Raw genomic sequence first — 18,755 nt, forward strand, 5'->3', positions numbered from 1 at the left:
TGGGTTGATCAGAACAGCTCTTCTTCGCCATTGGATTCAAACACACTGCCTGCTGGACTTTGGGTGGCGTACTCGGTTGGCTCGGTGCCACGCTTGAAGTATTCAAACATCGAGGTGTAATCGGTACGCTGGGTTAGTAAGCCCGTTTCGCGGTCGATACGCACCCGTACAATGCTTGGTGGTACTTGTTTGCGCTGTTGCGGCACATCTTCCAGTGCAACTTTCATAAAGTTCACCCATGCCGGTTGCGCGGTTTTCGCGCCTGCTTCTGCGCCCGAGATTTGGTTTTTATCCAGATTGTTGTTCCACGCGGTGCGTCCGAGTTCACGTCTGTGATCATCAAAGCCAACCCAAACAGTCGCGACGATATTCGGGCCAAAGCCTGCATACCATGCATCTTTCGAGTTGTTGGTGGTACCTGTCTTACCGCCGATATCACGACGCTTAAGAACCTGACCACGCCAGCCTGTGCCATTCCAACCACTGCCGTGCTTCCAACTACCCCCGCCCCAGATATTGCTCTCTAGCATTTCACGTACTAAGAACGCATTTTGCTCAGAGATCACTTGTGGTGCGTAGTGCACAGGTTGCTGATCGCTTGGCAAATTGGTGTCGGTCGTTGACAGTGACTCTTCGTTAATCGCGATGTCGTTCAGTACCGCTGAGCTAGCTGGCTTGTTTTGACCATTTTGCTGCTGGCACTCGCTGTTACAGACTACACTCGGGTTTGCTTGGTACACCAAGTTACCGTAAGGGTCTTCAACTCGTTCGATAAAGTAAGGCTCAACGAAGTAACCACCGTTAGCGAATACCGAGAAACCTTGCGCCATTTCTAGTGGTGTTAAACTGCCGGCACCAAGTGCGATAGCTTCAGCACGTGGTAAATCTTGGCGTTTAAAACCAAAACGCGTGAGGTAGCTAATCGCAGGATCTAAGCCCACACTACGCAGTACACGTACCGCCATTACGTTCTTCGATTGGGCTAAACCAAGACGAAGTCGAGTAGGGCCGTTGTATGTCGGTGGTGAGTTCTTCGGACGCCATGCGGTGCCTTGGCTCTCATCCCAACGGTTGATTGGTGCATCGTTGACCAAGGTTGCCAGTGTCATGCCATTATCCAGCGCCGCTGAATAAATGAAGGGTTTGATGCTTGAACCAACTTGACGAATCGATTGAGTGGCACGGTTAAACTTGCTGTGCACAAAGTTAAAGCCCCCCACCATTGCCTGTACCGCACCATTTTGTGGTGAGACCGCAATAAAGGCGGTGTTGGCATCTGGTACTTGGCTTAGTACCCATTTATCTTCTTTTGGTTGTACCCACACTTGCTGACCGGCTTTCAGAATATCCGCCGCTGTTTTCGGTACGCCCGCTTGGCGATTGTCGGTTTTGAAACGACGCGCCCACTTCATGCCATCCCACTCAAGTGTGATGGCTTGGTTATCTTCGATCAGCGCTTGTGCCGTTTTGCCTTCGACTTTGGTGATCACTGCTGCACGTAGTTCACCGTAGCTTGGCTGCTTATCCAAGTGCTTAGCAATTTTCTGGTTGTCCCATGCCGGTGCACCCGGTTGCCATAGGGTCGCTACCGCACCACGGTAACCGTGACGTTGGTCGTATTGCAGTAAGTTGTTGATGGTCGCTTGCTGCGCCGCTTTTTGTAGTTTGGCATTCACTGTGGTGTAGATGCGCATCCCTGAGGTGTAAGCATCTTCGCCGTAGCGTTCTACCATCCATGCGCGAGCACGCTCTGCAAAATAAGGCGCGTTTAGTTCGATTTCAGCACCGTGGTAGCGGGCTACAATCGGTTCGTTGCGTGCTTGGTCGTATTCGGCTTGGCTAATGTAGCGCTCATCAAGCATACGGCGGAGTACCACATTGCGACGAGTGGTTGAGCGATCCAACGAGTAGAGTGGATTCATGGTCGATGGTGCTTTCGGTAGACCGGCAATCACCGCAATTTCGCTGAGGGTGAGCTGGTTGACCTCTTTACCAAAGTACACCTGTGCCGCAGCACCCACACCGTAAGCGCGGTAGCCAAGGTAGATTTTGTTGAGATAAAGCTCAAGGATCTCATCTTTACTTAGCAGTTGCTCGATGTGGATAGCGATAAAAATCTCTTTGATTTTACGCATGATCTTCTTCTCGTTAGAAAGGAAGAAGTTACGAGCTAGCTGTTGAGTAATGGTACTCGCCCCTTGTTTGGCCGAGCCTGACGTTGCCACGACAAAGGCCGCACGGGCAATACCGATTGGGTCGATCCCTGGGTGTTCGTAGTAGCGACTGTCTTCTGTCGCAATAAATGCATTGAGCATTTGTGGTGGAATGTCTTTTAATTCCAGAGGGATACGACGCTTTTCACCAAACTGAGAAATCAGTTGACCATCAGAGCTGAACACCTGCATTGGCGTCTGTAATTCGACATTTTTGAGGGTCGCTACATCTGGTAGTTCCGGTTTTACATAGAGGTAAAAGCCGAAAATTGTACCGACTCCAAGAATTATGCAAATTAATGCAAGTATTAGTAATCGCTTTATGAACTTCACTTGAGAATTCCCGTTACGCCATCATTCGACCGTTCAATATCTTACAGCCAATAGTATAAAGATAACTTCATTAAAATTAACGCCATCGATGGTGTTATTTGAATTTATTTGCTTTTTCACTATTCAAGGGAGCATCGTGCGGTATGTTTCAATCCCCTTTCAGCGTCGGTATTGATATTGGGCATCATAGTGTCAAAGCGGTGGCGTTAGCTCAGAAAAAAGAAGGTCTTGAGCTGGCTGCATTTAGTGAGGTTGCATTGCCACCCATGGTAATCAACGAGCAGCATAACGTGAATAGCGACCACTTGTTGTCAGCGATGCGTCAAATTAAAAAGCAATTACCTCGTGGTGCGAGACAGGTCGCACTTGGTTTACCCGACAGTGCAGTTATTAGCAAAATAATTCAGCTTGATACCAATTTAAATACAGATGAAATTGAGTTTGCGGTGGCGCAAGCGCTCGCGTCTTCGTCTCCGTTTCCTGTCGATGATTTACGGCTCGACTACTTCGCCGTTGAAGGCTCGAACGCCGCAGTCAGTACTGCCACTATGCCTTATCAGGTATTTGCGGCGCGAAAATCCGCGATCGATGAACGCGTTGCGGTGCTCGATAAAAGTGGTTTTTCTCCTAAAGTGATGGAACTGCAAACCCACGCTTTGCTGTGGCTTGCCAAGCATTTTTATGAGACCGAACGACTTGAAGGCGCTTACGGGGTGGTAGATATTGGTAAGCACCACACCGAGTTTTGTGTCGATCCGCCAGACACCTTGGCGTTCCACCGTGAGATCGCGTTTGGCAGTGACTCGGTCGCCTCATCTTCCGCCTTGGGTGCGAGCAACTTTGATGCGTCGCCTGCCGTTTTTGGCAGTGTTTCAGAAAATTCTTCGACCGATGTCGAACAGTTCACTCAACAATTGGCTGACCACTTGCGTCGTCAAATTCAACTCTACCATTCTACTCACCCCCGTTATCAGTTAACTGGGTTGTGGTTATGTGGTGGCTGCCAATCCTTGGTGGTTGAAGAGTTGCTAGAGCGCATGCTGAATCTTGATATTCGTTGGTTAAATCCTTTTCTGCGTATCGCGACGAGTAACAAGGTGGTGTTAGAGCCTCAACGTCAATATCACCAATTTGGGGTTGCAACTGGGCTGGCGTTGCGAGGAGTGCATCATGATTAACAAGATCAACCTGCTGCCGTGGCGTGAAGCACAACGACAACAGCATCGACGTCGCTTTACGTCAGCTTTAGTGGCTGTGTGTTTGCTGGCCGTGCTCGGTCAGATTGCCTTTGCTCAATACTTTTATGCACAGCACGATACTCAACAAGCGCGCAATCAAGCGTTGCAACAAGAAATAGTGCGGCTTGAGCATCGATTGTCCATTTTGCCAGAGCTGGACCGTCAGCGCGATGCGTTGAATAAACGCTTAAATGTGATTGCGGATATTCAGCGCGAGCGCAATAGGGTGACGCGTTTATTTAGTTTGCTGCCTGGCTTGATCCCGCAAGGGGTGTACTTGGAGTCTTTGATCTTAAATAGCGGCAACGTTGATTTGCATGGCTTTGGCGATTCTAACGGTCGTTTGGCTACCTTACTGGGCAATATTGAGCAGACGGTGTGGCTCAACGATGTGGCGATGCACTCGATTATTGCCACCAAAGGGGAAGCGAAACAGGATCTAACTCGATTCAATGCCTCGTTCTCTATGAGCCACCCTGCAGCCCCTCTGGATCCCAAAGATGGAGCGAAGCAGTTGGTGAGGAGAGCCCCATGAGCCAGTGGCAAGATTTAGAGTTAGATGAAATCCTCGATTGGCCTTTGGCACCACAGTGTGTGGTCTTGGTGCTAATAGCGGCATTGCTCACTGGTGGTGGCTACTGGTATTGGCAACAGCCGCTTAATGATGAACTCGAACAGCTGAAACAAACCGAGCTGCAATTACGAATGCAAATTAGCGCACGAGCTGCCCAGGTTGCCGCCTTGCCTACAATGCAATCGCAAGTGGAAGAATTAAATCGTCGTTACCAACAAGTGATTGAACAACTGCCGGAAGAAGATGAGTTAGCGAGCTTCCTTGCTGGGGTTAACGATGTTGGGGTTCGTAATGGTTTGGAGTTTCAGCGTATTGAGTGGGCGCCAATCCGAGAGGATCAATGGTATTACGAGCTTCCGATCAATATGGAAGTGTCTGGTAGCTATGAACAAATGGGGCACTTTGCCGCTTCGATAGCCAAGTTATCAAGGATTGTGACTTTAAAGGATTTGGACTTAAGTGTGCTATCTCAGACGCCAGAGCAAGATACTTTGTCGTTGAAAGTGTCGGCGAGCACTTATCGCTTTAAGCCGCCTGTTGATGATGGGCAAGGAAAAGCCAATGAATAACAAAGGATGGTGCACCTTATTGGCCGTGCTGGCGCTCGTAGGCTGTCGTGCTAATACCGATTCAGTGGAGCAATTTATTAGCGATGCCCACCTCTATGCGAAAGCTGACATTGAGCCGTTACCCGAGCCTTATTACTTTGTGGCTGATGATTTTGTGATGACCAATGACAGGGTGCCTTTTTCTCAACCTCAGCCCGAAGAGATCGACAGTAAAGAAGCGATTGGCAAGGACTGTTGGCAACCAGATGATAGCCGTCGTCGCCAGCCGTTAGAGTCATTCCCGCTGGATCAGTTAGTGATGAAAGGGATCATGGGGGGCGGTAAACAGCGTTGGGCGCTGATATATACCCCTGAGTCTAAATTGGCTCAATTACGTGTTGGTCAGTATATCGGTCTGAACCATGGCCGAGTTCTGAAGATAACGCCACAGTACATTGATATTGAAGAAATTTTATCTGATGGCAAAGGGTGCTGGTTAAAACGTGATAACCAGTTACGCCTGAAAGCCGAAGACATACCTGTATTTTGAGGGAAAAAGTGAGATGAAAAGGATGTTAACAAAGCTAGCCACTGAGAAGCGCTTTTCGATGTTGCTCTATGGCATTGCTTGGTTGTTATTGTTGGTCATGTTTCCTCGCTGGGCATATGCAGGTAGTCAGATCGCCGAAATTGATTTTCATCGTGGTGATGCGGGACAAGGGGTCTTAACCGTAGAACTGGATAAAGCCCAGTCATTAATTGATATTCGCCAATCAGGACTGGAGTTATTTGTTGAAGTCGTGGATGCCACGATTAGCGATGAAATGCTGTATGTGTTGGATGTGAATGACTTTGCGACCACAGTGAAATCGGTCGAAACCTTTCGCAGTGAAAAAGGGGTCAAGTTGCTGCTTAAAATGAGCGAGCGCTTTGACTACGATTACACCACCAAAGGGAACCAGATCGACATTGTTGTCTCGGCGAAACCCAAGTCGGAAAAAAATGCTGAAAACAGCATTAGCTACAAAGGTAAGCCGATCTCGATTAACTTTCAGGACGTCCCCGTTCGTAACGTGTTACAGCTGATCGCGGACTATAACGATTTTAACCTAGTGGTATCTGATACCGTCGAAGGTAACGTGACTTTGCGTTTGGATGATGTCCCTTGGCCGCAAGTGCTGGATATTATCTTGCAATCGAAAGGGTTGGATAAGCGTATTAACGGCAAAGTGGTGCTAGTGGCACCCAAAGCGGAATTGGATCATCAAGAACAGCAAGCCTTAGCGGCGCAGCGTAAAGCGGAAGAGTTAGCTGCGTTGCGATCTGAACTTATTCAAGTGAATTACGCTAAAGCGATTGACTTAGCAGAGCTATTATCCGGGGCGGAAGATGGTGTGACGATGTTATCTTCACGTGGCTCGCTACATGTTGATGAACGTACCAATTCATTGATCATTAAGGATTTGCCCGACAGTATCGAGAATATCAAAGATATTCTGAGTGCATTAGATATCCCAGTGAAACAGGTGCAGATCGAAGCTCGGATAGTCACCATGACCGAAGGGGATCTTGAAGAGCTAGGGGTTCGTTGGGGGGTGATCAGCAATAACGGCGACACCACGATTGGCGGCTCCATTGAAAGCAATCTTCATAATCGAGGTTTGTTGGATAAAAAATCGACCGTGGGTGATTACCTCAATGTTAACTTGGGCGCGACGGCACCCGGTGCATCGAGTATCGCGTTCCAAGTGGCAAAAATGGGCGATATCCTACTAGATTTAGAATTGTCTGCGCTGCAGTCAGAAGAAAAAGCGGAGATTATCTCAAGCCCTCGTTTGATGACCACTAATAAGAAAACCGCGTATATCGAGCAAGGTACTGAATTGCCATACTTAGAAGCCTCATCCAGTGGTGCGGTGAGTGTGAAATTTAAAAAAGCGGTGTTGAGTTTAATGGTGACCCCGCAAATCACCCCTGATAACAAATTGGTGTTAGATTTGGTGGTGACACAAGATAAGCCTGGTAAAACGGTGAAAACCGGAACAGGGGAAGCGGTGGCGATCGATACCCAGCGTATCGGTACTCAGGTATTGGTAGAAAACGGTGAAACCTTGGTGCTTGGTGGGATCTATCAACATGAGATGGCGAAGAAAATTGAGCAAGTGCCATTATTGGGTGATTTACCCCTGCTAGGAGCACTATTCCGCCGCACAAAAGAAGACTTAGGCAAGAAAGAGTTGCTGATTTTCGTAACGCCGAAGATTGTTTTTCAGTGATATTGCGATTTGAAGGGCTCTAGCTATTGCCAAGTGGCGGTGAGTCCTGAGATAATTTTCGGTCTTATCACGAATTAAAAGTGAGGAAGTTGGCGCCTCGGGCTTATTTCTTAATAGAGCCTGCGGGCGGTGTCGTTTTATTAACCGCGCGTAAAATTGCTAAAAATGGCTGAAAAACGAAATATTTTCCTGGTCGGCCCAATGGGTGCCGGCAAAAGCACTATTGGTAGACACCTTGCACAGCAACTGCATATGGAGTTTCTAGACTCTGATACAGTGATTGAAGAACGCACAGGTGCTGACATTAGTTGGGTTTTTGATGTTGAAGGTGAAGACGGTTTCCGTGCTCGCGAAGAAGGCGTCATCGATGATTTAACACAAGAACAAGGTATCGTTCTGGCAACTGGCGGTGGCTCTGTGAAGAGCAAAGAAAACCGTAACCGTCTGTCTGCTCGCGGTATCGTGGTTTACTTGGAAACGACGATCGAGAAGCAATTGGCACGTACACAACGTGACAAGAAGCGTCCATTGCTGCAAACTGATTCTCCACGCGAAGTACTAGAAGCGTTGGCGGAAGAACGTAACCCACTATACGAAGAAGTGGCGGATTACGTTGTACGTACTGATGATCAAAGCGCGAAAGTTGTTGCGAACCAGATCATCAAGATGCTAGAAGAGCGTTAATACCTACTTGCAGAGAAGCTGGCCATGGAACGGATCAAAGTTAATCTAGGTGACAGAAGTTACCCTATCTCTATCGGCGCCGAGTTATTTAATAACCCGGCGTTGTTTTCGTCTGCGATTGAGTCAGGCCAACGTGTAGTGGTGATCAGCAACGAGACTGTTGCCCCGCTGTACGCTGAACAATTGATGTCAACGTTAACGTCACTGGAATGTGAAGTGGCGCTATTGAGCTTGCCGGATGGCGAACAATACAAAACCCTTGAGACATATAACCAAATCATGACGTTCTTGCTGGAAGGCAATTATGGCCGTGATGTGGTGATTGTCGCTCTCGGTGGTGGTGTGATTGGAGATGTGGTTGGCTTTGCCGCGGCCAGTTATCAACGTGGTGTTGATTTTGTGCAAGTACCGACGACGCTACTGTCGCAGGTTGATTCGTCGGTAGGCGGGAAAACCGCCGTCAATCATCCGCTTGGTAAAAACATGATTGGTGCTTTTTACCAACCTAAAGCGGTTGTGATTGATAACCATTGTTTACAAACCTTACCTGCTCGTGAGTTTGCGGCGGGGATGGCGGAAGTGATCAAGTACGGCATTATTGCCGATGCTGATTTCTTCACTTGGCTTGAAGATAATATGGATAAGCTTCAAGCACTTGATAACGATGCGCTGTCTTATGCGATTGCGCGTTGTTGTCAAATCAAAGCCGATGTGGTGGCGGCTGATGAAAAAGAATCAGGCGTGCGCGCATTGCTCAATTTAGGTCATACCTTTGGTCATGCCATCGAAGCTGAGATGGGCTATGGTAACTGGCTTCATGGTGAAGCGGTTTCTACTGGCACTGTACTGGCTGCGCATACTGCGCATCAGCAAGGCTTGCTTTCTATTGACGATGTGCATCGTATTACCGCATTGCTTACCCGTGCTAACCTCCCGACCCACATTCCTGAAACCATGAATTTTGATAGTTTCATCAAGCACATGATGCGTGATAAGAAAGTATTGAAAGGGCAGCTACGCTTAGTGTTACCTACATCGATTGGTAGTGCTGAGGTTGTTGCGGATGTGCCGGAAGCCACCTTACGTCATGTTATCAATGGCTAGGGTTGCGGGGGCGTATGGTCGGTGACCTTACTTTGAAAAGTTTGGATCTGGATAGCCAGATTCAACTTTTGTCTCGTATTCAATTCTTAACGCGCTTTAGTTCTAATCTGGTCCAAATTTCAGGCCAAACTGGGGCGGGTAAAACTTGGTTGGCGCAGCGATACCTCGAAAGCTGGGCGAAAGACCACAAACAAGCCTTACTGCTTTGTCATCCAAGTCAATCGGATGCCCAACACCGTACTTTTATCCTCAATCAATTAGTGTCGTCTCCTTTGTTCAACGAGCAAGACCCATTGCTGCAAAGTATTGAGCGCATGATGGGGAATGACAAGGTTCAGCTATTGCTGGTTATCGACGATGCTCACTTGTTGAGCCCGACCATGATTGCTGAATTGTGGGCCTTGGTAGTAAAAGCGCAAACTCAGCCGCATTGGCAAGTAAATATTCTGTTATTTAGCCAAACAGGACGGTTAAATAAGTACCTCAGTCAAGTCTCCCATGGTCAGGGGCAAGCACCGCTGGAACTTGAGATTGGCGATCTTTCTCAAACAGAAGTGCTAACGTTTATTGAAGTGATGTTTGCGACCGCAGGGCTTGATGCCACGGCACGACGTCATTTAAAAGAGCAAGCGATGGTGGTCACGCCACGACCTGGCGCATTGATGCGCCTTAACGATAAGGATGATCAAGGAATGGCAAATACGGCAAGTCGAAGGTTATCACCTGCATTATTGGTAACGTTGTTGGCGGTTGTGATTGGTGCCGCAGCAATTTGGCTGTTTTTGCCAACCGACAAGCCAGCTTCAACTGTTACCCAGACGCCGGCTTCAGCTGTTGATGTTCCCCTGGATGTAAAACCTCTACGCGAAGTGAAATCAGAGCCTCCGCAATCGCCTGCATCACCTGTGGTAGAGTCGGCGCCTTATACGGGAGCAACAATTGACGATACCGCAGCATTGCCGCCTGAAGTGAAAACTGATGGTCTAACGGTTGGGCGTCGCGACGAAGGTAAGCGTGTGGTGGTGCCTGCTGAGTTGGTTGATGGCTTGATTGCGGAACAAGCTCAAGGCGGAAGTGGTGAAGCGGCAGTCAGGGCGTTGTCACCCGAGCTAGAGGCCAGTGGTGCTGAGACTGTGCCAGTTTCTTCTTCAGACGCTTCTACCAACACGGTTACTGCACCAGAGCCTGTCGCACAGTCACAACCGAATAATCCATCGAATGTGGCAACGGTGAGCCCCTCATCAACACCTGTGGTTGAAAATAGGGTGTTGGGGCAAGAGTTAAAGCAGATTTCATCCCGTCAGTATGCGTTGCAGTTAGCTGCGTTGAAGTCATTGTCCGCCGCCAACAGTTTTATTGCTGAGCATGGGATTAAAGATATTGCCGAGATCTACGAAACCCGTCGGAGTGATGAGCCGTGGTTTATTATTGTGACAGGGCAATACAACACAGTGGCAGCTGCGCGACGCGCCGAACGAGGCTTGCCGCAAAGCGTTCGAGCGGGTCAACCTTGGGTCAAATCTTACCGTCAAATTCATATTGAGATCGACAGAGTAAAATAATTTCATTTGATGCCAGATATTTCCGTTCAGCGGTATCAGGACACCCCTCAAATAGGGTACAATCCGCCACCTTTCGTAACATTCGTGCAAGCAGTGGTGGCAAGCTAAATGAAAAAGCATCGTGCATTCCTAAAATGGGCTGGAGGAAAATACTCTCTAGTCGAGGAAATCGAACGCCATTTACCGCCAGCGCGCAAGTTAGTCGAACCTTTTGTAGGGGCTGGCTCCGTATTCCTGAATACGGATTTTGAGCAGTACCTCTTGGCTGATATTAACCCGGATTTGATCAACCTCTACAACATCTTAAAGACCCAACCGGATCAGTACATCAAAGATGCCCGTGATTTATTCACCCCAGAATACAATCAAAAAGGCGCATACTTGGAAATCCGTGCTGCCTTTAACGCCACCCAAGACCCGTACCTACGTTCGTTGTACTTTTTGTATATGAACCGTCACGGCTTTAACGGTCTATGCCGTTATAACAAGAAGGGGGGCTTTAATGTGCCGTTTGGTTCGTACAAGAAACCTTACTTCCCTGAAGCAGAGATGTACTACTTCTCTGAAAAAGCCAAACGCGCCACTTTTGTGTGCGAAGGCTATCAGCAGACATTTTCTCGTGCCCGTAAAGGCAGTGTGATTTATTGTGATCCACCGTATGCACCGCTTTCGACGACCGCTAACTTTACCTCGTATGCTGGTAATGGCTTTAGCTTAGATGACCAAGCTGCCTTGGCGGATGCGGCAGAAAACGCGGCGACCGAGCGTGGTATTTCAGTTCTGATCTCGAACCATGATACGACCCTAACACGTCGTTTGTACCATGGTGCCGACTTATCGGTGGTGAAGGTGAAACGTACTATTAGCCGTAATGGCAGTGGACGTAATAAAGTGGATGAATTATTGGCGCTGTTTAAAGCGCAACAGTAACGTCACCTTTCATTTTGCGCCTTTCTGCGCGCTATTGTGTCTTCTAGGGGGTAACCCACCAGGTTATCCCGACTAACAGCAAGACAAAACCAAAAATCGCAACGACACCAACCACAACAAAACGCCACGGCTCTGATTGCTGGAAATCCTGTTGACGTTGTTGCTCCGATTGCACTCCAAATAACGCCGCCATTACGCTGGTAAAAGCCTGTTTGAAGCTGGGTTTTGAACCTTGATTCGATTTGGGTTTTGATTGACTCACAATGACCACTTTCCTTGTTGGCGTTACGCCGCTCCCATCTTTTGTTTAGCATAGCGTGAAATCGTCCCAATATTGATGTAAGACAACGTTTGCGTGATCGGGTAGAATTGCGCCGATTTCTTTTTTCGGTGGGTTTTGCCATCGCAATAACGTGTTTCTAATGAGGCTGAACATGAAGGACTTTTTGATCGCACCATCAATCTTATCGGCAGACTTCGCGCGTTTAGGCGAAGATGTAGAGAAAGTATTGGCCGCAGGTGCTGATGTCGTGCACTTTGATGTAATGGACAACCACTACGTACCAAACCTGACCTTTGGTGCGCCAGTGTGTAAAGCACTTCGTGATTACGGCATCACAGCACCAATCGATGTTCACCTAATGGTTAAGCCAGTTGATCGCATTATTCCTGACTTTGCAAAAGCAGGCGCAACCATGATCACCTTCCACGCAGAAGCAACTGAGCACCTAGATCGCACCCTACAGCTGATCAAAGAGCACGGCTGTCAGGCGGGCGTGGTGTTTAACCCTGCAACGCCACTGCATCACCTTGATTACGTGATGGATAAAATCGACATGATCCTACTAATGTCGGTGAACCCAGGTTTTGGTGGTCAGTCATTCATTCCTGCGACCATGGATAAACTGCGTGAAGTGCGTAAGCGTATCGATGAGTCGGGTTATGACATTCGTCTTGAAATCGACGGCGGCGTAAAAGTGGATAACATTCGTGAAATCGCAGAAGCAGGCGCTGATATGTTCGTGGCAGGCTCTGCTATCTTCAGCAACCCAGATTACAAAGCGGTGATTGATGAAATGCGCGCTGAGCTAGCAAAAGTAGAGCGCTAAGATGACAACATTAGACGGCATTTCGTTTATTGCCTTCGACCTTGATGGCACGCTGCTCGACAGTGTGCCTGATTTGGCGGATGCAGCAGACAAAACCATGCAAGCACTCGGACTTGAGCGGGTAACGGTAGAGCAAGTCACCACTTGGATTGGCAATGGTGCGGATATCTTGATCGGTCGCTGTTTAAGCCAAAGCTTGGATATTGACCCTGATTTAGATCCGGCATTGCACCGTGAAGCGCGGGCGCTCTTTGATCGCTTTTATGATGAAGGCGGCCATCAGAAAAGTGCATTGTACGATGGGGTAAAAGCGACATTGGCGGCGTTCCACCAAGCTGGCATACCGATGGCGATTGTGACCAACAAGCCTTCGCAGTTTGTCCCCCACCTATTAGAGCAACACGGTATCAGTGAATATTTCGTGGATGTGATTGGTGGTGATACTTTCCCACTGAAAAAGCCGGATCCATTTGCACTTAACTGGTTGATGGAAAAACATCAACTTGCACCGCAACAAATGTTGATGGTCGGTGATTCGCGCAATGATATTTTGGCGGCTAAGGCGGCATCGTGTTATGTTGTGGGACTGACTTACGGTTACAACTATGGTCAGCCTATCAGCGCAAGCGAACCCGATATTGTGCTGGATCACTTTAGTCTGTTGGCAGAAGTGGTTAAACTAGACAGCTAGTACAATCAGTCTAGCTGATCATCGTAAATATCTTTCAGCGGCCGTTTGGCCGCTGCTTAGTTTGGTAAAAGAGCAAATTAGGGAAATCCCATCATGAGTAAACCCATTGTATTAAGTGGCGTACAGCCGTCTGGCGAATTGAGTATTGGTAACTACCTGGGTGCGCTGCGTCAGTGGGAACAGATGCAGGATGATTACGATTGCCAATATTGTGTGGTTGATCTGCACGCGATCACAGTACGTCAGGATCCTAAAGCCCTGCACGAAGCGACATTAGACGCATTGGCGATCTGTCTGGCGGTGGGTGTTGATCCTAAGAAAAGCACCTTGTTCGTACAATCGCATGTACCAGAGCACGCTCAGCTTGGTTGGTTGCTAAACTGCTACACCCAAATGGGTGAGCTAAGCCGCATGACTCAGTTTAAAGATAAGTCTGCACGTTACGCGAACGACGTAAACGCGGGCCTATTTGGTTACCCAGTATTGATGGCGGCGGATATTCTGCTGTACGGCGCGCACCAAGTGCCAGTGGGTAACGATCAGAAACAACACCTTGAGCTAGCGCGTGATATCGCGACACGTTTTAACAATATCTACAGCCCAGAGAGCCCGATCTTCACTATCCCTGAGCCGTACATCCCAACCGTGAATGCACGCGTAATGAGCCTGCAAGATGCGACGAAGAAGATGTCGAAGTCAGACGATAACCGTAAGAACGTGATCACTTTGCTAGAAGAGCCGAAGTCGATCATCAAGAAGATCAACAAGGCGCAAACTGATACTGAAACGCCACCGCGTATCGCGCACGATATCGAAAACAAAGCGGGTATCTCGAATCTGATGGGTCTGTACTCAGCCGCTACGGGTCTAAGTTACGAAGAAATCGAAGCGAAATACCAAGGCGTTGAAATGTACGGTCCGTTTAAGAAAGATGTGGGTGAAGCGCTGGTTGCAATGCTAGAGCCAATCCAATCTGAGTACAAACGCATTCGTGCTGATCGTGCTTATATGGATGAAGTGATGAAAGTCGGTGCTGAGAAAGCCTCTGCTCGTGCTGCTGAAACCTTGAAGCAAGTTTACCAAGCAGTAGGTTTCGTGACTCGCCCGTAAGCGTTGAGCTTTAGGTAACCAAAAATGAAAAGCAGCCTCAGGGCTGCTTTTTTGTGTTGGTAGCAAGATGTAGGTGAGATGTCGTACTAAGGGCAGAAATGAAATAACCCAGCCAAATGGCCGGGTTATCACAAGAGGAAAGCGTCAGAGAGTAAGAGTAGGGGGATTACTCAGCTACTGCAATTGCTTCAATTTCTACTTTGGCATCCATTGGTAGACGTGCTACTTCAACACAGCTACGCGCAGGGAATGCGCCACATTCTTTTTCAAAGAATGCACCGTAAACTTCGTTCACTTTAGCGAAGTCGTTTAGGTCCTTAACGAATACTGTGGTTTTCACAATGTTCGCAACAGTTAGGCCTGCTTCTTCAACAATTGCTTTCACGTTTAGCAGTGATTGCTGCGCTTGCTCAGCCACATCTTCAGGCATTGCCTTAGTTTCGTGGTTGATAGGTAGCTGACCAGAAGTGATCAACATATTGCCAAACTTCTTCGCTTGTACGTATGGACCGATAGCTGCTGGCGCTTTATCGCTTGCGATTGTTGTAGTCATTCCTAACCTCAATATCGAGTAATTAATAGATTCTACTGTTGGGAGCTCAACAGGTATGGCTGGCCTGCCTCGGGGGGAAACAGTCCAGCGATAACCGCTAAAAAAAAGCGCCGTCAGTTGTGGAGCAAAAGAGGCGCACCCTTGGGTTCCACAGTGTCATATCCGCAGAGCGAAAATAGCCCACTTGGTGGATGATTTTTTGTTATGGTGAGAAGTATCACATCAAAGGTAGGCGGATGCAAATTTTTTCTAACTAAATTTGATAAATTAAAATATTTTTAAGTTTGTGTGTAAGATATGAATAATTACAGCAAAGGATGACAACAAGCCTCCGCCAGACCGCGATTTGCCTTGCCTTTCGGGATAGGATTTGCAAAATAACCTCCGTGCCCAGTAAGGATGTAATGCAATGCTGTTGATGATCGACAATTATGATTCGTTTACCTATAACCTATACCAGTACTTTTGTGAGCTGGGCGCTGAGGTCAAGGTAGTTAGAAACGATGAGATCGATCTGGCTGGTATTGCGGCATTAAATCCTTCTCACCTTGTGATCTCGCCAGGGCCTTGTACGCCTAATGAAGCGGGGATTTCGCTGGCAGCGATTGAACATTTTGCGGGTAAGTTACCGATTTTAGGGGTGTGCTTAGGTCATCAATCAATAGCGCAAGTCTTTGGTGGTGATGTAGTACGCGCCCGCGAAGTGATGCACGGTAAAACCTCCCCCGTGGTACACACGAACCGCAGTGTATTTGCAGGGCTCAATAATCCATTAACCGTGACACGTTACCATTCGCTGGTGGTGAAAGCGGACACCTTGCCCGATTGTTTTGAAATCACCGCTTGGACCGAACGCGACGGTGAGTTTGACGAAATCATGGGGATTGCCCATAAAACCTTGCCGTTGGAAGGCGTTCAATTTCACCCTGAAAGCATTTTGACCGAGCAAGGTCATCAATTGCTGGCAAACTTCCTACAACGCTAAGGGATATTTGCTGCTGTGGCGCACTTTTCGCGCCTTAAATAGAGCTAAAAATGGGCTTCAGAAGCGAGATCTATCTCACTATTGTTAACAAATGTTCTACTTTTTGCCGATAAAGTAGGCGGAAAAGTTATGCGCTAGCATATTCTGCTGATCTGACAGAATTCATCACTATCTATTTTCTCTCCTTCTGCTATTTGCTTGCCTTTACTCTTGTTATCCCTTGCCATAACAGGCCTTGTTGCTTAGTTGCACGTTTTGTTTCCCTGAAGGAAAGACAGTATTTATCCATCAAGGGTTAATAAATCCGCTAATTCCTCGCATAAATATCTAACTCTAATCGGAAGCTCGCAGATTTTTGATAGTGAAAAAGAATTTTCTGCTATTGGAATTCGTTAATAAAATGTAAATACTATGCTTAAGGCGGTATACACAGAAGGAAAGTGTGATGGCAATGGAACAAAAAGTAGAACGTCAGTTATTCGATGAGGTCATGGTGCCTTGTTATTCCCCAATGCAAATCATCCCAGTGAAAGGGCTGGGTTCGCGGGTATGGGATCAAAACGATCGTGAATATATCGACTTTGCGGGTGGCATTGCCGTGAGTTGTTTAGGACATTGCCATCCGGTCATGGTTGACGCACTGAAAAGCCAAGCAGACAAGCTATGGCATTTGAGTAATGTGATGACCAACGAGCCAGCACTGCGGTTGGCGAAAAAACTCACCGAACATAGCTTTGCAGAGAAAGTCTTCTTTGCAAACTCTGGCGCCGAAGCTAACGAAGCGGCGCTGAAACTGGCACGTCGTTATGCTGCCGACAAATTTGGTAGCGAGAAATCAGAAATTATTGCCTTTACTCAAGGCTTCCACGGGCGCACTTTCTTCACTGTTACTGTGGGCGGACAGGCGGCTTACTCCGACGGCTTTGGTCCTAAGCCGGGGGATGTCACGCATCTTCCTTATAACGATCTACAAGCTTTGGCTGCCCATATGTCAGATCGCACTTGTGCGGTAATGATGGAGCCACTGCAAGGCGAAGGTGGCATCGTGTCACCAACGGCTGAATTTCTTCAAGGCGTGCGCGAGTTGTGTGATAAGCACAATGCATTGTTGATCTTTGATGAAGTGCAAACCGGTAATGGTCGTACTGGTGAGTTTTACGCTTACCAAGGTTTAGGTGTAACACCAGATATTCTCAGCACCGCGAAATCACTCGGTGGTGGTTTCCCGATTGGGGCGATGTTGACTACCGCTGAGCTGGCAACTCACCTTAAAGTCGGCACGCATGGTTCGACCTATGGTGGCAATCCACTGGCTTGTGCGGTGGCGGAAGCGGTGATCGATGAAGTCACCAAGCCTGAAGTGTTAGCTGGGGTTAAAGAGCGTGAACAATGGTTCCGCGATGGTTTGGCGGCGATTAACGCCAAGTACCCAATTTTCTCAGAAATTCGCGGCAAAGGGCTGCTACTTGGTGCGGCGCTAAATGACGGATGGCAAGGCCGTGCGCGTGATGTGTTGATCGCGGCGGGCGAAGAAGGATTAATGGTACTGGTGGCGGGAACCAATGTAGTGCGCTTTACACCGTCATTAGTGATCAGCAAAGAGGAAGTCGAGCAAGGGTTAGCACGCTTGGAAAATGCGATAGCTAAATTGTATCAAGCTTAATTTTACATTTCGGGGCGGCATCTCTGTCGCCCAATCTCAAAAGGGGCAGTCATTGGCAGGAGCTTGATGGCTGTAACGCTTTGCCAATGGCAAAGTCATGTTCAATCTCACGTTAGCGATCTTTATCGCTACCTGCATCAGGAGGGAGTTCGATGCTGGTTATTCGTCCTATTACTGCAACTGATTATTCTGCGCTCATGCACTGTGCTGAGGAGTCCGGTCACGGATTTACTTCACTGCCGGTCAATGAAGCGATGTTGCGGAATCGTATTGCACACTCTGAACAGAGTTTTGCCAAACATGTTACCGAAGTGGGTACCGAAGGCTATTTGATGGTCGCGGAAGACACGGAAACCGGTGAAGTGGCGGGTACGACGGGCATTGAGGCCGCCATTGGGTTGGATACCCCGTTTTATACTTATCACTTAAGTACTGTGGTGCATGCTTCGCGTCGTTTGAACGTCCATAACGTGGTGAAACTACTGACCTTTGGAAATAATTACACTGGGCACAGTGAGCTTTGTACCTTGTTCTTGCGCCCAGAATGGCGCCACGGTCTCAACGGTCGTCTGCTGTCAAAAGCCCGTTTTTTGATGATGGCTGAATATCCTGAGCGTTTCTCACCGACCGTGATTGCTGAAATGCGTGGGGTGTCGGATGAAGAAGGGCACTCGCCATTTTGGGAGTGGCTCAAAGAGCACTTCTTCTCGATTGATTTCACCGAAGCCGATTACCTAACTGGGATTGGTGCCAAAGGCTTTATTGCTGACTTAATGCCGAAGCTACCGATCTACGTCAACTTGCTGAGTGATGAAGCCCAAGCTGTGATTGGGCAAGTGCACGAGAAAACAGCCCCTGCACTGCGCTTATTAGAGCAAGAAGGCTTCACTTTCCGAGGTTACGTCAATATTTTTGATGCCGGTCCTATGGTGGAGTGTGAAGTCCGCAATGTGGAATCGGTGCGTCACTCACAACGTTGCCGTGTTGAAATTGGCGAGCACAGTAGCTCCCATGATTACTTAATCAGTAATACCTCGTTGGAAAACTTTCGTGCCACGGTCGGTAAAGTAGCGGTGGATGGCGAACGTAATGTGGCGATTGTGAACAGCGACATGGCGCAGGCACTACAACTCCAACAAGGCGACATGGTGCGCTTGATCAGACAATAACGGAAGGGGAAGC

General features: G+C 48.1%; 18 protein-coding genes. 15 read left to right on the top strand and 3 right to left on the bottom strand.

All coding sequences use genetic code 11. From position 1 onward, the window contains the following. Window positions 1–8 precede the first annotated feature (8 nt). On the bottom strand, window positions 9–2,546 hold the full coding sequence (locus tag A3K86_RS08975; protein WP_068330561.1) for a penicillin-binding protein 1A: 2,538 nt from the start codon (window positions 2,544–2,546) through the stop codon (window positions 9–11). A gap of 143 nt (window positions 2,547–2,689) precedes the next feature. On the opposite strand from A3K86_RS08975, the gene pilM reads away from it, so the two are divergent. The 9 genes from pilM to dam all read left to right on the top strand — a co-directional run bounded on the left by pilM (window position 2,690) and on the right by dam (window position 11,462). Beyond that, window positions 2,690–3,724, top strand: a complete 1,035-nt coding sequence (gene pilM / locus A3K86_RS08980; RefSeq protein WP_068330562.1) for a type IV pilus biogenesis protein PilM — start codon at window positions 2,690–2,692, stop codon at window positions 3,722–3,724. Beyond that, a complete protein-coding gene (locus A3K86_RS08985) occupies window positions 3,717–4,319 on the top strand; it encodes a PilN domain-containing protein (protein ID WP_068330563.1) in 603 nt (200 codons plus the stop codon). Before pilM ends, A3K86_RS08985 begins: the two co-directional genes overlap by 8 nt. Then, window positions 4,316–4,927, top strand: coding sequence for a type IV pilus inner membrane component PilO (locus A3K86_RS08990; protein WP_068330564.1), 612 nt, complete (start codon window positions 4,316–4,318; stop codon window positions 4,925–4,927). The genes A3K86_RS08985 and A3K86_RS08990 overlap by 4 nt, the downstream gene beginning before the upstream one ends. Continuing rightward, window positions 4,920–5,456: a pilus assembly protein PilP gene (locus A3K86_RS08995; RefSeq protein ID WP_068330565.1), complete on the top strand. Its 537-nt coding sequence runs from the start codon at window positions 4,920–4,922 to the stop codon at window positions 5,454–5,456. Before A3K86_RS08990 ends, A3K86_RS08995 begins: the two co-directional genes overlap by 8 nt. Before the next feature lie 13 nt (window positions 5,457–5,469). Continuing rightward, window positions 5,470–7,182: a type IV pilus secretin PilQ gene (locus A3K86_RS09000; RefSeq protein ID WP_084406549.1), complete on the top strand. Its 1,713-nt coding sequence runs from the start codon at window positions 5,470–5,472 to the stop codon at window positions 7,180–7,182. A 165-nt stretch (window positions 7,183–7,347) separates the two neighbouring features. Further along, window positions 7,348–7,866, top strand: a complete 519-nt coding sequence (gene aroK, locus A3K86_RS09005) for a shikimate kinase AroK (RefSeq protein WP_068330566.1) — start codon at window positions 7,348–7,350, stop codon at window positions 7,864–7,866. Between the two features lie 24 nt (window positions 7,867–7,890). Beyond that, the gene (gene aroB / locus A3K86_RS09010; protein WP_068330567.1) at window positions 7,891–8,970 is read left to right on the top strand and encodes a 3-dehydroquinate synthase; all 1,080 of its coding nucleotides are present in this window, start codon (window positions 7,891–7,893) and stop codon (window positions 8,968–8,970) included. Window positions 8,971–9,002: 32 nt separating this feature from the next. Then, window positions 9,003–10,532 (top strand): SPOR domain-containing protein, encoded by a 1,530-nt coding sequence (locus A3K86_RS09015; protein WP_068330611.1) that lies wholly within the window; start codon window positions 9,003–9,005, stop codon window positions 10,530–10,532. 108 nt (window positions 10,533–10,640) lie between these two features. Then, the gene (gene dam / locus A3K86_RS09020; protein WP_068330568.1) at window positions 10,641–11,462 is read left to right on the top strand and encodes an adenine-specific DNA-methyltransferase; all 822 of its coding nucleotides are present in this window, start codon (window positions 10,641–10,643) and stop codon (window positions 11,460–11,462) included. Between the two features lie 43 nt (window positions 11,463–11,505). On the opposite strand, the gene A3K86_RS09025 is transcribed toward dam, so the two are convergent. Beyond that, entirely contained in the window at window positions 11,506–11,724 is a 219-nt protein-coding gene (locus A3K86_RS09025) for a DUF2970 domain-containing protein (RefSeq protein ID WP_068330569.1), read from the bottom strand. Window positions 11,725–11,896: 172 nt separating this feature from the next. Between A3K86_RS09025 and rpe the strand changes: the two genes are divergently transcribed. The 3 genes from rpe to trpS all read left to right on the top strand — a co-directional run bounded on the left by rpe (window position 11,897) and on the right by trpS (window position 14,372). After that, window positions 11,897–12,571 (top strand): ribulose-phosphate 3-epimerase, encoded by a 675-nt coding sequence (gene rpe, locus A3K86_RS09030; protein WP_068330570.1) that lies wholly within the window; start codon window positions 11,897–11,899, stop codon window positions 12,569–12,571. 1 nt (window position 12,572) lies between these two features. Beyond that, window positions 12,573–13,262, top strand: coding sequence for a phosphoglycolate phosphatase (locus A3K86_RS09035; protein ID WP_068330571.1), 690 nt, complete (start codon window positions 12,573–12,575; stop codon window positions 13,260–13,262). Between the two features lie 93 nt (window positions 13,263–13,355). Then, entirely contained in the window at window positions 13,356–14,372 is a 1,017-nt protein-coding gene (gene trpS, locus A3K86_RS09040; protein ID WP_068330572.1) for a tryptophan--tRNA ligase, read from the top strand. Between the two features lie 166 nt (window positions 14,373–14,538). Here trpS and A3K86_RS09045 read toward each other — a convergent pair whose 3' ends face one another. Beyond that, the gene (locus A3K86_RS09045; RefSeq protein WP_068330573.1) at window positions 14,539–14,925 is read right to left on the bottom strand and encodes a RidA family protein; all 387 of its coding nucleotides are present in this window, start codon (window positions 14,923–14,925) and stop codon (window positions 14,539–14,541) included. 409 nt (window positions 14,926–15,334) lie between these two features. On the opposite strand from A3K86_RS09045, the gene A3K86_RS09050 reads away from it, so the two are divergent. The 3 genes from A3K86_RS09050 (at window position 15,335) to astA (ending at window position 18,742) form a co-directional block, all read left to right on the top strand. Next, window positions 15,335–15,910, top strand: a complete 576-nt coding sequence (locus A3K86_RS09050; RefSeq protein WP_068330574.1) for an aminodeoxychorismate/anthranilate synthase component II — start codon at window positions 15,335–15,337, stop codon at window positions 15,908–15,910. 445 nt (window positions 15,911–16,355) lie between these two features. Next, window positions 16,356–17,573: an aspartate aminotransferase family protein gene (locus A3K86_RS09055; RefSeq protein ID WP_068330575.1), complete on the top strand. Its 1,218-nt coding sequence runs from the start codon at window positions 16,356–16,358 to the stop codon at window positions 17,571–17,573. A gap of 152 nt (window positions 17,574–17,725) precedes the next feature. Then, window positions 17,726–18,742 (top strand): arginine N-succinyltransferase, encoded by a 1,017-nt coding sequence (astA, locus tag A3K86_RS09060; protein ID WP_068330576.1) that lies wholly within the window; start codon window positions 17,726–17,728, stop codon window positions 18,740–18,742. Window positions 18,743–18,755: the final 13 nt, after the last annotated feature.

Origin of the sequence: Photobacterium jeanii, from assembly GCF_001650345.1 — a bacterium.
Lineage (GTDB): Bacteria > Pseudomonadota > Gammaproteobacteria > Enterobacterales > Vibrionaceae > Photobacterium > Photobacterium jeanii.

Coding starts and splice junctions, on each gene's coding strand:
- pilM (WP_068330562.1), top strand. CDS start 2,690: ATGTTTCAATCCCCTTTCAGCGTCGGTATTGATATTGGGCATCATAGT.
- A3K86_RS08985 (WP_068330563.1), top strand. CDS start 3,717: ATGATTAACAAGATCAACCTGCTGCCGTGGCGTGAAGCACAACGACAA.
- A3K86_RS08990 (WP_068330564.1), top strand. CDS start 4,316: ATGAGCCAGTGGCAAGATTTAGAGTTAGATGAAATCCTCGATTGGCCT.
- A3K86_RS08995 (WP_068330565.1), top strand. CDS start 4,920: ATGAATAACAAAGGATGGTGCACCTTATTGGCCGTGCTGGCGCTCGTA.
- A3K86_RS09000 (WP_084406549.1), top strand. CDS start 5,470: ATGAAAAGGATGTTAACAAAGCTAGCCACTGAGAAGCGCTTTTCGATG.
- aroK (WP_068330566.1), top strand. CDS start 7,348: ATGGCTGAAAAACGAAATATTTTCCTGGTCGGCCCAATGGGTGCCGGC.
- aroB (WP_068330567.1), top strand. CDS start 7,891: ATGGAACGGATCAAAGTTAATCTAGGTGACAGAAGTTACCCTATCTCT.
- dam (WP_068330568.1), top strand. CDS start 10,641: ATGAAAAAGCATCGTGCATTCCTAAAATGGGCTGGAGGAAAATACTCT.
- rpe (WP_068330570.1), top strand. CDS start 11,897: ATGAAGGACTTTTTGATCGCACCATCAATCTTATCGGCAGACTTCGCG.
- A3K86_RS09035 (WP_068330571.1), top strand. CDS start 12,573: ATGACAACATTAGACGGCATTTCGTTTATTGCCTTCGACCTTGATGGC.
- trpS (WP_068330572.1), top strand. CDS start 13,356: ATGAGTAAACCCATTGTATTAAGTGGCGTACAGCCGTCTGGCGAATTG.
- A3K86_RS09045 (WP_068330573.1), bottom strand. CDS start 14,925: ATGACTACAACAATCGCAAGCGATAAAGCGCCAGCAGCTATCGGTCCA.
- A3K86_RS09050 (WP_068330574.1), top strand. CDS start 15,335: ATGCTGTTGATGATCGACAATTATGATTCGTTTACCTATAACCTATAC.
- A3K86_RS09055 (WP_068330575.1), top strand. CDS start 16,356: ATGGCAATGGAACAAAAAGTAGAACGTCAGTTATTCGATGAGGTCATG.
- astA (WP_068330576.1), top strand. CDS start 17,726: ATGCTGGTTATTCGTCCTATTACTGCAACTGATTATTCTGCGCTCATG.